The sequence below is a fragment of the Streptomyces sp. NBC_01520 genome (assembly GCF_045040375.1).
Classification (GTDB): Bacteria; Actinomycetota; Actinomycetes; order Streptomycetales; family Streptomycetaceae; genus Streptomyces.
On sequence record NZ_CP109404.1, the window covers coordinates 3635970 to 3648895 of the forward strand.

Genomic DNA, 12926 nt, shown 5'->3' on the forward strand with positions numbered 1-12926 from the left:
CCGGCGGCGGGAGGGGGCCCCGGCGCTCCCCCGGTCACCAGGTGCCGGTCCGCTGTCCGCGTAGGGTTGATCACTCAGGAGTGCGCACGCGCGGGCGCCCGGTACCGGCCCTGGAGGCGGAATGGTTTGGACACAGTGCATGGAGTCGCGGCCCTCCGCCGGGCAACGGCTGGTGTACTTCCCTCACGCCGGGGGCTCACCCTCCTTCTACCGCGGATGGGGCGAGGAACTCGACGAGTTCGAGCCCCACGCGGTCTGCTACCCGGGGCGGGCCGAGCGCATATCCGAATCGCCGGCCACCGATCTGAAAGCGATGGCACGACAGATCGCCGCGGCTCTCCGCCCCTTGGTGGAGAGCCGGCCCACGGCGTTCTTCGGCCACAGCATGGGCGCGATCGTTGCGTACGAGACCGCCTGTGCACTGGAGGAGGACGGGTTCGGTGCGACGCATCTGTTCGCGTCAGGCGCCCGGGCCCCGCACCTGATGCGAGGTGATGCCGCCGCGGCAGCCCGTTGGGACGACGCATCCATCGCCCGCAATCTCGTCGAACTGGGCGGCACGGACGCGGAACTGCTGCGCAACCCGGATTTCATGGAACTGGTGATGCCCTACATCAGGGCGGACTTCCGGATGCTCTCCGCCTACACGGCCGGGGACCGGGCACCGCTGGGATGCCCCGTCACCGCACTGGTCGGGGCGTCGGACCCCAGGGTCACCGCGGCACAGGCCGACGCCTGGGGCGAGTCGACCCGGGGCCCGTTCCGCAGGGTGTCGCTGCCCGGCAACCACTTCTATCTGGCCGCCGCCCCGCCCTACGCGGTCGTCCGGGAGGCGTCCGCCGGCTGAGCACGGCACCGGCGGGCCGGCGCACTCCTGGCGGCGAGGATCCGGAGCGAGCCGGAAATCTCTCCTGGAAGGGGCGTCGATCCGTCTGAGAACAAACAAAAGCCCCAGGTCACGGCGAGTGAGTCCTGGGGCTTCTGCAGGGCCGCCTTCGGGATTCGAACCCGAGACCTACGCATTACGAGTGCGTTGCTCTGGCCAGCTGAGCTAAGGCGGCACGCTCTCTGTCGCACCATGGTGCGGCAGCAGCGACGCCAAGTCTACACAGTTTCGAGGGGTGCTCCGTACCGCCCGCTCCCGCAGCCGTATCCGCAGGTCAGGAGCACTTCTTCCCGTCCTTGGGCGGGGTGCCCTCCAGCAGGTAGGTGTTGATCGCCGTGTCGACGCAGTCGCTGCCCCGGCCGTACGCCGTGTGTCCGTCGCCCACGTAGGTGAGCAGGGTGCCGGAGGAGAGCTGCTCCGCGAGGGACTCGGCCCACTTGTACGGGGTGGCAGGGTCGCGGGTGGTGCCGACCACGACGATCGGGTCGGCGCCCTCCGCCTCGGTGCGGTGCGGGGTGCCGGTGGGCTCGACGGGCCAGGAGCCGCAGTTCAGGGCCGCCCAGGCGAAGCCCCTGCCGAAGACCGGGGAGGCCTCCTCGAAGGCGGGGAGCGCTTCCTCGACCTCGGCGGGGCCGGTGAAGGCAGGGGCCAGGTCGAGGCAGTTCACCGCGGCGTTGGCGAACATCAGGTTCGCGTACTTCCCGCTCGGCTCGCGCTCGTAGTAGCTGTCGGCCAGGGCGAGGAGACCGGAGCCGTCGCCGCGCTGCGCCCCGGCGAGCGCCTCGCGGAGCTGGGGCCAGGCGGACTCGTCGTACATCGCGGCGATCACACCGGTGGTCGCCAGGGACTCGCCCAGCTCCCGGGTCTCGCCGGTCGGGACGGGCTCGGCGTCCAGGTCGGCGAACAGCTTCTTGAGGGCGGTCGCGGCGGCGGCGGTGGACGTGGTGCCGAGCGGACAGTCCGGCTGCTCCACGCAGTCCGCAGCGAAGGACTGGAACGCCGCTTCGAAGCCGGCGGTCTGGTCCCTGTTGATGTCGATCGCCGGGAGGGAGGGGTCCATGGCCCCGTCGAGGACGAGGCGGCCCACCCGGTCGGGGTACAGGTCGGCGTACGTCGCGCCGAGGAACGTGCCGTACGAGGCGCCCACGTAGTGCAGCTTCTCGTCGCCGAGCACGGAGCGCAGGATGTCCATGTCCCGGGCCGTCTCGACCGTGGAGACGTGCGGGAGGATCTCGCCGGAACGCTTCTCGCAGCCGTTCGCGAACGTGTCGAAGGCCTTGTTCAGCTTCGTGATCTCGGCGTCGTCGTCGGGGGTCTGGTCCACCTGGGTGTAGGCGTCCATCTGCTTACCGGTCAGGCAGGTGACGGGCTCACTTCGGGCCACTCCGCGCGGGTCGATCGCCACCATGTCGTACCGGGCGCGGACCGGGGCGGGGTAGCCGATGGCCGCGTACCCCTGGAGGTAGCCGATGGCCGAGCCGCCGGGGCCGCCCGGGTTCACCAGGAGCGAGCCGATCCGCTTGCCCGGGCCGGTGGCCTTCTTGCGGGAGACGGCCAGGTCGATGTCGCCGCCGTCCGGCTTGTTGTAGTCCAGCGGGGCCTTCATCGTCGTGCACTGGAAGCCCTCCACGCCGCAGTCCCGCCAGCGCAGCTTCTGCCCGTAGTACGGCTCCAGGTCCTCGGCGGCGGTCGAACCCGTCGCCGACGCGCTGGGCGCCGAACTGCCGCTGCTGCAGCCGGAGACGAGGAGGCCGGCAGTGCCGAGCGCGGTGGCGAAGATACGGAGCAGGCGCCTGGTGTCCATCCCCGGAGCGTAGCCGCCGGGTGACGACTCAACCGATTCCCTGCTCATACGGGTGAATTCGCACGTCAACTGTACGAATCCGCAGGCGTCAGCGTATCGCCCCCCAGATCAGCCCGCCCGGAGCGACATCGTCATCGCCTCCACCGCGAGCAGCGGCGCCACATTGCGGTCGAGCGCCCGGCGGCAGGCGATCACGGCCTCGATCCGCCGCAGGGTGCGCTCGGCGGTCGACGACTCGGCGATCCGGTCGAGGGCGTCCTGCACATCGGTGTTGGCGATGGCGATCCGCGAGCCGAGCTGGATCGCCAGGACATCGCGGTAGAAGCCGGTGAGCTCGGTGAGGGCGAGATCGAGGCTGTCGCGCTGGGTACGCGTCTTGCGGCGCTTCTGCCTGTCCTCCAGCTCCTTCATCACCCCCGCCGTGCCGCGCGGCATCCGGCCCCCGGCGACGGCGCCGAGCGCCGCCTTCATGTCCTCGGTCTCCTTGACGTCGACCCCCTCCGCGAGCTCCTTGGCGTCCTCGCCGGCCGTATCGACCAGTTCCTGGGCGGCCTTGAGGCAGCCGCCGACGTCATGGACGCGCAACGGGAGCTTGAGTACGGCGGCACGGCGGGCGCGGGCCCGCTCGTCCGTGGCGAGGCGGCGCGCACGGCCGATGTGCCCCTGGGTGGCGCGGGCGGCGGACACGGCCCGCTCGGGGTCGATGCCGTCACGCCGGATCAGCACGTCGGCGACGGCGTCGACCGGCGGCGTACGCAGCGTGAGGTGACGGCACCGGGAGCGGATCGTGGGCAGCACGTCCTCCAAGGAGGGCGCGCAGAGCAGCCACACCGTGCGGGGGGCGGGCTCCTCCACGGCCTTCAGCAGGACGTTTCCCGCGCCTTCGGTGAGGCGGTCGGCGTCTTCCAGGACGATGACCTGCCAGCGGCCGACGGCCGGGGAGAGCTGGGCACGGCGGACCAGCTCACGGGTCTCCTTCACGCCGATCGAGAGCAGGTCCGTGCGGATGACCTCGACGTCCGCGTGGGTGCCGATCAGCGCCGTGTGACAGCCGTCGCAGAAGCCGCAGCCCGGTGCCCCGCCCAGGGCCCGGTCCGGGCTGGTGCACTGGAGGGCGGCGGCGAAGGCACGGGCGGCGGTGGCCCGGCCGGAACCGGGAGGGCCGGTGAAGAGCCAGGCATGGGTCATCTTCGACCCCGGGGGGACCGGCTGCCCCGTGGAGTTGGCGGTGACCAGCGCATCGGCGTCCCGTGCGGCGGCACCGAGCTGCTCCTGCACTCGGTCCTGGCCGACCAGGTCGTCCCATACGGTCATGGGTCACCGCCCTTCCGGTGGTGTGGTGCGGAGAAAGCCGGATCCCATTGTGCGGGAAGGCTCTGACATTCCCGCCCTCCGCCTTCCGGGCTCCCCGGCCGCATGGCTCGGCCGCCATGGCCGAGAGCGGACGGGAAAGCCCCCGGCCATGGCGGCCGGGGGCTTCCGGAAGCGTCCTCAGCCGCGCGGCCGGCGACCGCCCCGGCCCTGGTCACGGTCGTCGTCCTGGCCACCGAGCAGTTCGTCGGCCAGCGTCGGCAGATCGTCGAGCGGCGTCTCCTCCGCCCAGTCGGGACGAGGACGCTTCGGGCGGCCGGAACGGTCCTGGGCCGACCGTCCCGCCTGCGGGTCCTCGCCGACCTGCGGCAGTTCACGCGTGCGCTCGTTCTCGTTCCCGGCGGGCTCCGCACGGCGCTCGTCACGGAAGACACCCGGCGGCACGCGGTCCGCCGGGTCCTCGTCCCGGACGAGCGGCAGGACGGTCGTCTCGTCCGCGTCACGGACGGGCGGCAGGACGGTCGTCTCGTCCGCGTCACGGACCGGGCGGTCCGCAGGCGGGGTGAGCGGCACCGGCTGGGTGATCTCGTTCGGGTTCACGACCGGGGTCGGAATCGTGAGCTCGTTGTCCGGTACGGACGGAGCGGACCGCGCCGACTGCTCGGCCCGCTTCCTCGCAGCCGCGTCCGCCTCGGCACGGGCGGCCGCCTCGGCCTCGGCCCTACGCCGGGCATCCTCGGCCCGTACGAGTGCCTCTTCCGCCTTGCGCTGCTTCTCCAGGCGCAGTTCCTCCGCCTCCTGGCGGAGCCTGGCCTCTTCCTGGGCCTGCTGACGCAGCCGCGCCTGCTCGGCCTCGCGCACCCGGTCCTCGGCCTCCAGCCGGGCCCGCTCCTCCTCGGCACGGCGGCGGGCGTCCTCGGCACGCTGCCGCGCTTCCTCGGCCTGCCGCTCGGCCTCGCGCTGCCGCGCCTCCTCCTCCTCGCGGCGCTTGCGCTCCTCCTCCTCGGCACGGAGCTTGGCGAGCTGAGCCTGCCGCTCACGCTCCAGCCGCTCCTCCTCGGCCCTGCGGGCCGCCTCTTCCTCGGCCTTGCGCCGGGCCTCCTCCTCGGCCGCCCTGCGCGCGTCCTCCTGGGCCTTGATCTCGGCCTCGGAGAGCGGGAGGAGCTGGTCGAGCCGGTGGCGTACGACGGTGGTGATCGTCTCCGGCTCCTGGCCGGCGTCCACCACCAGGTAGCGGGCCGGGTCCGCCGCCGCCAGGGTGAGGAAGCCGGACCGCACCCGGGTGTGGAATTCGGCCGGCTCGGACTCCAGCCGGTCGGGCGCCTCGGTGAAGCGTTCCCGCGCCGTCTCCGGGTCGACGTCCAGGAGCACCGTCAGGTGCGGTACGAGACCGCTCGTCGCCCACCGCGAGATCCGGGCGATCTCGGTCGGGGAGAGGTCACGGCCCGCACCCTGGTAGGCGACGGACGAGTCGATGTAGCGGTCCGAGATGACGATCGCACCGCGCTCCAGCGCCGGACGGACGACCGAGTCGACATGCTCGGCGCGGTCGGCGGCGTACAGCAGGGCCTCCGCGCGGTTCGACAGCCCGGCCGACGACACGTCGAGCAGGATCGAGCGCAGCCTCTTGCCGACCGGGGTGGCCCCCGGCTCGCGCGTGACGACGACCTCGTGGCCCTTGGCCCTGATCCAGTCGGCGAGCGCCTCGACCTGGGTGGACTTGCCGGCTCCGTCGCCGCCCTCCAGGGCGAGGAAGAATCCGGTCGCGGCGGGCGCGACGTCCGGGTCTCCGCCGCCGCGCAGCGCCTCACGCAGGTCGCGGCGGAGCGGCACACCGGCGCGGTCGTCCGTCTTGGCGAGGACGAGCACGGCGGCGGGCAGCAACAGCGCGCCGATGAGCATCAGCGCGAAGGCGGCTCCGCCGTGCGCGAAGACGAAGTCGCCGGAACCCAGCCGGTGCCGCCCGATGGCGGCGGCGAGCAGCGGACCGCCCACCGCGCCGAGCGCGACGAGCACCCGGACGACGGCTTGGAGGTGCTCGGTGGTCCTGGCCCGCCGGACCTCCTCGGTCTCCTGCTCGATCACGGCGTGCCCGATGTGGGCCGTGACACCTGCCGCGTAACCGGCGAGCAGCGCGATCAGCAGCCCGGTCGCCGTGTCCGGGACCAGGCCGAGCGCGAGGAGCGCCACTCCGGTGACGGCGGTGGCCAGGGCAAGCAGCCGACGTCGCGACAGGGTGGGCAGCACCTTCTGCGCGGTACGGATACCGAGTGCGGTGCCACCGGTCAGGGCGAGGATCAGCAGGGCGAAGGTGGCCGGTCCGCCACCCAGGTCGGCCGCGTGCAGCACGGAGACCGCGGCGGCGGCGGCGATGGCCCCGGCGACCGCGGCGCACACACCGACGACCAGCGGGATGCTGCCGGTGCGGCCCTTGCCGGTGCCCGGCCGGCGCAGACCCTCCAGGGGCGAGCGCGGACGGGGCGTCGGGATGCCGGGCAGTTCGAGGAAGTACAGGACGGAAATCGAGGCCGAGAAGAAACCTGCCGCGACGTACGAGCCGAGGGCCGCCTGGTGGAAGGAGAACCAGTCGAGCCCGGTGCCGAGCAGATCGCCGATCAGCGCGGCGACCAGGAGCACGGCCGCGGCGGCGGGGATCGCCAGGAAGTCCGTCCGCAGGGAGAGCCTGCGCAGCGGATCGAGGTGGTCGGGAAGCGGGCGTACGGCGGCGCCCTCGATGGGCGGGGCGGGCAGCAGCGCAGGGGCCGCGCTCTCCTTGGCCACCGTCCACAGGCGTTCGGCGGCACCGGTCACGAAGACCGTGACGAGGATCATCATGAGTGCCTTGTCCGGCATCCAGTCGATCCACAGCGGGGCGATGACCAGCAGCGCGAGCCGCAGCCCGTCCACCCCGATCATCAGCCAGCGCCGGTCCACAGGACCGCCGGGCGCCGTGAGCGCCGTCAGGGGCCCCAGGAGTACGGCTCCGAAGAGCACGGTGGAAATGATCCGGGCGCCGAAGACGGCGGCGACGGCAAAGGCCGCCCCGCGGTATCCGGCCCCGAAGGAGCCCTCCAGGACCGCCGCCTGCAGCGACAACAGCACGAGCACGAGAAGGGCGAGTGAATCGCCGATACTTCCGACGAGCTGGGCGCTCCACAACCGCTTCAGCGGAGGAATACGCAACAGGGCTCGTACGGCGCGCTCGCGTGAGTCTGCGGCAAGTGTGTCGGAGGTGGGGCTCACGACCGGTGGCTGCTCGGCTCGCGTCATTCGCCCAGCCTATCGGGAGCGGTGCGGTGCCCGGGGGCCGCGTCCGAACATACGGCCGCCCGGGGCACGGGGCGGAGCGCCCTCGAAGGACATTCCCACCCGTCCGTCGCTCCAGTCCGTGCGCACATGAACGGAGGAGGGGGCCGGACGTGACGTCCGGCCCCCTCCTCCGTCAGTGGCTCCGGAGAGGTCAGTCCTCCGTCGACGAAGCCGGCGCCGCCTTCTTGGCCGGTGCCTTCTTCGCCGCGGTCTTCTTCGCGGTCGCCGTCGTCTTCCTGGCCGCGGTCGTCTTCTTGGCGGCCGTGGTGTTGGCCGCTGTCTTCTTCGCCGCCGTCGCCTTCTTCGCGGGTGCCTTCTTGGCCGGGGCCTTCTTCGCCGTCTTCTTCTTCGCGGGCCCCTTGGCCCGCTTCTCGGCGAGCAGCTCGTAGCCGCGCTCCGGCGTGATGTCCTCGACGCTGTCGTCGGTGCGCAGCGTCGCGTTCGTCTCGCCGTCGGTGACGTACGCGCCGAAGCGGCCGTCCTTCACCACGACCGGGGCACCGCTCACCGGGTCCGTGCCCAGTTCCTTCAGCGGCGGCTTGGCGGCGGCCCGCCCGCGCTGCTTCGGCTGGGCGTAGATCGCGAGGGCCTCGTCGAGCGTGATGTCGAAGAGCTGGTCCTCGGACGTGAGGGAGCGCGAGTCCGTCCCCTTCTTGAGGTACGGACCGTAGCGGCCGTTCTGCGCGGTGATCTCGACACCGTCGGCGTCCTCGCCGACGACCCGCGGCAGCGACATCAGCTTGAGCGCGTCGGCCAGGGTCACCATGTCCGGCGACATCGACTTGAAGAGGGACGCGGTCCGCGGCTTCACCGCGTTCTTGCCCGTCTTCGGCGTGCCCTCGGGCAGCACCTCGGTGACGTACGGGCCGTAGCGCCCGTCCTTCGCGATGATCTGGTGCCCGGTGACCGGGTCGGCGCCGAGCTCGAAGTCACCGCTCGGCTTGGCGAGCAGTTCCTCCGCGTACTCCACGGACAGCTCGTCGGGCGCCAGTTCCTCCGGCACGTCCGCGCGCTGGTGGCCCTCGGAGTCCTTCTCGCCGCGCTCGATGTACGGGCCGTACCGGCCGACCCGGAGCTTGATGTCGTTGCCGACCGGGAAGGAGGAGATCTCCCGGGCGTCGATCGCCCCGAGGTCGGTGACGAGCTCCTTCAGGCCGCCGAGGTGGTCGCCGTCGCCGTTACCCGCGTCGGAGGCCGCCCCCGCACCGGCCGCGCCCTCGGCGCCCGCGCCGAAGTAGAAGCGCCGCAGCCACGGTACGGACTTGGCCTCGCCCCGCGCGATGCGGTCGAGGTCGTCCTCCATGCGTGCGGTGAAGTCGTAGTCGACGAGCCGGCCGAAGTGCTTCTCCAGCAGGTTGACCACGGCGAACGAGAGGAACGACGGCACCAGGGCCGTGCCCTTCTTGAACACGTAGCCGCGGTCGAGGATGGTCCCGATGATCGAGGCGTAGGTGGACGGGCGGCCGATCTCGCGCTCTTCGAGCTCCTTGACCAGCGAGGCCTCGGTGTAGCGGGCCGGCGGCTTGGTGGCGTGGCCGTCGACCGTGACCTCGTCCGCGGTCAGCGCGTCACCCTCGGCGACCTGCGGCAGCCGGCGCTCGCGGTCGTCCAGCTCGGCGTTCGGGTCGTCGGCGCCTTCCACGTACGCCTTCATGAAGCCGTGGAAGGTGATCGTCTTGCCGGACGCGGAGAATTCGGCGTCCCGGCCGTCGCTCGCCCGGCCGCCGATCTTCACGGTGACGGAGTTACCGACGGCGTCCTTCATCTGGGAGGCGACGGTCCGCTTCCAGATCAGCTCGTACAGCCGGAACTGGTCACCGGTGAGGCCTGTCTCGGCCGGGGTGCGGAAGCGGTCGCCGGAGGGGCGGATCGCCTCGTGCGCCTCCTGCGCGTTCTTGACCTTCCCGGCGTAGGTACGGGGCTTGTCCGGGAGGTAGTTCGCCCCGTACAGCTGCGTGACCTGCGCCCGGGCCGCGGAGATCGCGGTGTCCGAGAGCGTCGTGGAGTCCGTACGCATGTAGGTGATGAAGCCGTTCTCGTACAGCTTCTGCGCCACCTGCATCGTGGCCTTGGCCCCGAAGCCGAGCTTGCGGCTCGCCTCCTGCTGGAGGGTCGTCGTACGGAAGGGGGCGTACGGGGAGCGCCGGTACGGCTTCGACTCGACCGACCGGACCGCGAAGGTGGAGTCGGCGAGCGCGGCGGCCAGGGCGCGGGCGTTCGCCTCGTCCAGGTGCAGCGTCTGGCCGGAAGCGGCCTTCAGCAGGCCGTCCGGGCCGAAGTCGCGGCCCTGGGCGATACGGCGCCCGTCGACCGCGCTGAGGCGGGCGGTGAGCGTCGAGGGGTCGGAGACGTCACCGGTGCGGCCGGTGGCGAACGTACCGGTCAGGTCCCAGTACTCGGCGGAACGGAAGGCGATGCGCTCGCGTTCCCGCTCGACGACGAGCCGGGTGGCGACGGACTGGACACGGCCTGCGGAGAGCCGCGGCATGACCTTCTTCCACAGGACCGGCGAGACCTCGTAGCCGTACAGACGGTCGAGGATGCGACGGGTCTCCTGGGCGTCGACCATGCGCTGGTTCAGCTCGCGCGGGTTGGCGACGGCGGCCCGGATCGCGTCCTTGGTGATCTCGTGGAAGACCATCCGGTGGACCGGGACCTTGGGCCTGAGGACTTCCTGCAGGTGCCACGCGATGGCTTCGCCCTCGCGGTCCTCATCGGTGGCGAGGAAGAGTTCGTCGGATTCGGCAAGGAGCTGCTTGAGCTTCCTGACCTGGGCTTTCTTGTCGGCGTTGACGACGTAGATCGGCTGGAAGTCGTTCTCGACGTCCACGCCGAGACGGCGTACCTCTCCGGTGTACTCGTCCGGCACCTCGGCGGCGCCGTTCGGCAGGTCGCGGATGTGCCCGACGCTCGCCTCGACGACGTATCCGGGGCCGAGATAGCCCTTGATCGTCTTCGCCTTGGCAGGCGACTCGACAATGACGAGTCGGCGGCCTGCGGTCTCGCTGGTCGGGGACAACTTCGCTCTTCTCTCCGGTCGGCACTCGTGGGCATCCGGGCAGCGCAGTGACGCTGCCCGCGGTGCTGTCGCTGCGGAGTGTGACGGTACAACCCGCCCCCGTGTCAAACGGCAAAAGCCCGCAACGGCCACTCGAACGGTAACCCGACTTCCGCCATTCCTGCCGCCCGGACTGCCCGGTCCGCGCTTCACACGGCTGTCGCCTCGGGGTTTCGGGCCGCCGCCGGGGCGTGTGCGGGACGGACGCCGGCCCTCCCCGCGAGGTGGATCAGCCGCGGGTGAAACACCACACGCCGAGAACGAGGAAGAGTACGCCGAAGAGCGTGGCGAGAGCGGTGGAGGCGACGGGGCTCACACCGTGGGCGACCGGCGCACGCTGGATGGTGCGCGCCCCCGTCCAGATGAGGAGGGCGGCACCGAACAGTGCGAATGCCGTACCGGCGAAGACCGCGGTGACGCTCTCCATGTCCGTACCCCTCAACCTCTGCGCGCCGGCTGTCGCCCACGCCGCCCGTCCGTGCGGGCAGCCGTGTGCCCGTGCTGCCCATGCCGTCCGTACCGCTCGGCAGAGGGGAGGCTGCCACGCCGGGGCGACGCCTGCACGAACCCCGGGTGAACGTGGCGCAGCCGTCCCGGGAACGACCCCGAGCGGAATCCGCGGACCGCGCGGGGCCAGGGGCTCGGCGAGCGGAACATACCTGGTCAGAGCGTTGCCGATGGCGAACGGGGCGGTTTACCGACACAGGAACGGAGCGCATGGCACGACCGCGATGAGCGCGTGGCACGACCGCGATGAGCGCGTGGCACGACCGCGATGAGCGCGTGGCACGACCGCGATGAGGTAGTGGTCGTGCGCGCACGACCACTACGGGGTACGGGCTGTGAAGGCGTCCCGCACCTCGCGCCTCCCGCCGCGCGGTCGGCGGTGTGGCGTCGCGTCGCGCGGTCAGCGGTGTCGCGTCGCGCGGTCAGCGGTGTCGCGTCGCGCGGTCAGCGTTCCTGCGCGGTGTCCCATACCGGCTCCAGGAAGCCTTCCTCCAGCAGCAGCCGGATCGCCTGCGGGGTGCGGTCGCGCAGCAGGACGGGATCCTCGGCCATGAGCTGGGCGATGGCGTCCAGGATCCGGCCCGCGGGCAGTGATCCGTCGCACACACCCGCGAACCCCGCGCCGACCGCGTCGACCTTGGTCGCCCGCCGCATCCCCCGGTTCTGACGCAGCACCACATGCTCGGGGTCCTCGGCGCCCGGCAGGCCGACCTGCTCCTGCACGACCTCCTCGGCGAGGGTGAAGTGCGCGGCCAGCAGCGCCGCGTCGTCGTGCCGGCGCAGATAGTCCTGCCGTACGAAATGGGCCTCGACAGCCGGTCCGAGGGGCTGCTCCACCGGGTGCGGCCACTCCTCCGCCACGACCGAGGCATTCCCGGCGGCGGCTGCCGCGGACTTCCTGAGCGCGATCCAGCCGAAGCCGACGGCCTTGGTGCCGCGGGCCTCGAACTCGTCCAGCCAGGCCTCGTACAGGGAGGCGTACACGGCGGGGTCCGCACGGTGGTCACCGCTGTCGCGCAGCCACAACTCGGCGTACTGCGTGATGTCCTGCACCTCACGCTGCACGATCCAGGCGTCACAGCCCCGCGGCACCCAGGAACGCACCCGGTCCTGCCACTCCTCGCCGTCCACGTGCTGCCAGTTGGCGAGGAACTGCGCGTAACCCCCCTCGTTCAGCCGGTCGCCCGCCTGCCGCACCAAGGTCCGGCACAGGTCGTCGCCGCCCATGCCGCCGTCGCGGTACGTCAGCCGGGCTCCGGGGGAGATGACGAAGGGAGGGTTGGAGACGATCAGGTCGTACGTCTCCGTGCCCACCGGCTCGAACAGGGAGCCTTCCCGCAGATCGGCCGGGGCCGCGCCGGACAGGGCGAGGGTGAGCCGGGTGAATTCGAGGGCGCGTGGGTTGACGTCCGTGGCCGTGACCCGGATCGCGTGCTGGGCGGCGTGCAGGGCCTGGATGCCGGAGCCCGTACCGAGATCCAGGGCGGAGGCCACGGGCCTGCGGACGGTGATCCCGGCGAGCGTGGTGGACGCCCCGCCGACGCCGAGGACGACGCCTTCCTCGTGCGACCCGATCCCACCGGCCCCGCCGACCGCGCATCCCAGGTCGGAGACGATGAACCAGTCCTGGCCCTCCGGCCCGCCGTACGGCCGGACGTCGACGGTCGCTCCGACCAGATCGCCCTCGCGGACCAGCCAGCCGTCCTCCACGCACTCCTCCAGCGGGAGTGCGAGGGCGGCGGTGGCGGCCGGGACGGAGCGCTGCAGGAGGAACAGCCGCACCAGCGTGTCGAGCGGCGAGTCCCCGCGCGTGGCCCGGAGCGCCGGGACGGTCTCGCTGCGGGCGAGCGCGGCGTAGGCCGGCGCGCCGAGCCGGTCGAGGAGCCCGTCGGCGGTGAAGGCGGCCGCGAGCAGGGCTTCGCGGAGCAGGGACGTGCGGGCGGATGCGGGAAGGCTGGTCGTACTCACCCGCCCATTGTGTCCGCTCCCGCCGACAACGGCAGCGGCCCGGCACCCACGAGGGGGCTGCCGGGCCGCTGTGAACGTGCTGT

Annotated in this window: 7 protein-coding genes and 1 tRNA gene; 1 reads left to right on the forward strand and 7 read right to left on the reverse strand. The window is 72.0% G+C overall.

The features are described from left to right. The first annotated feature begins 139 nt into the window (after positions 1-139). Entirely contained in the window at positions 140-847 is a 708-nt protein-coding gene (locus OG524_RS16380) for a thioesterase II family protein (protein WP_405810800.1), read from the forward strand. A 140-nt stretch (positions 848-987) separates the two neighbouring features. Here OG524_RS16380 and OG524_RS16385 read toward each other — a convergent pair. The 7 genes from OG524_RS16385 to OG524_RS16415 form a co-directional block, all read right to left on the reverse strand. Next, positions 988-1061: transfer RNA gene (locus OG524_RS16385), tRNA-Thr, on the reverse strand. Positions 1062-1160: 99 nt separating this feature from the next. Next, positions 1161-2690 (reverse strand): alpha/beta hydrolase, encoded by a 1530-nt coding sequence (locus tag OG524_RS16390; RefSeq protein WP_405390083.1) that lies wholly within the window; start codon positions 2688-2690, stop codon positions 1161-1163. A 108-nt stretch (positions 2691-2798) separates the two neighbouring features. After that, positions 2799-4004 (reverse strand): DNA polymerase III subunit delta', encoded by a 1206-nt coding sequence (locus tag OG524_RS16395; RefSeq protein ID WP_405810802.1) that lies wholly within the window; start codon positions 4002-4004, stop codon positions 2799-2801. Between the two features lie 177 nt (positions 4005-4181). Further along, on the reverse strand, positions 4182-7271 hold the full coding sequence (gene tmk / locus OG524_RS16400; protein WP_405810804.1) for a dTMP kinase: 3090 nt from the start codon (positions 7269-7271) through the stop codon (positions 4182-4184). A gap of 190 nt (positions 7272-7461) precedes the next feature. Next, entirely contained in the window at positions 7462-10329 is a 2868-nt protein-coding gene (gene topA / locus OG524_RS16405; RefSeq protein ID WP_405810806.1) for a type I DNA topoisomerase, read from the reverse strand. A 268-nt stretch (positions 10330-10597) separates the two neighbouring features. Beyond that, complete coding sequence (locus OG524_RS16410) at positions 10598-10795, reverse strand: hypothetical protein (protein WP_405390078.1); 198 nt, start codon at positions 10793-10795, stop codon at positions 10598-10600. Positions 10796-11319: 524 nt separating this feature from the next. After that, the gene (locus OG524_RS16415; RefSeq protein WP_405810809.1) at positions 11320-12843 is read right to left on the reverse strand and encodes a methyltransferase; all 1524 of its coding nucleotides are present in this window, start codon (positions 12841-12843) and stop codon (positions 11320-11322) included. Positions 12844-12926 lie beyond the last annotated feature (83 nt).

Excerpts from the sequence above, each read along its gene's own strand:
- tmk (WP_405810804.1), bottom strand. The coding sequence starts at position 7,271 with ATGACGCGAGCCGAGCAGCCACCGGTCGTGAGCCCCACCTCCGACACA.
- OG524_RS16390 (WP_405390083.1), bottom strand. The coding sequence starts at position 2,690 with ATGGACACCAGGCGCCTGCTCCGTATCTTCGCCACCGCGCTCGGCACT.
- OG524_RS16395 (WP_405810802.1), bottom strand. The coding sequence starts at position 4,004 with ATGACCGTATGGGACGACCTGGTCGGCCAGGACCGAGTGCAGGAGCAG.
- OG524_RS16410 (WP_405390078.1), bottom strand. The coding sequence starts at position 10,795 with ATGGAGAGCGTCACCGCGGTCTTCGCCGGTACGGCATTCGCACTGTTC.
- OG524_RS16380 (WP_405810800.1), top strand. The coding sequence starts at position 140 with ATGGAGTCGCGGCCCTCCGCCGGGCAACGGCTGGTGTACTTCCCTCAC.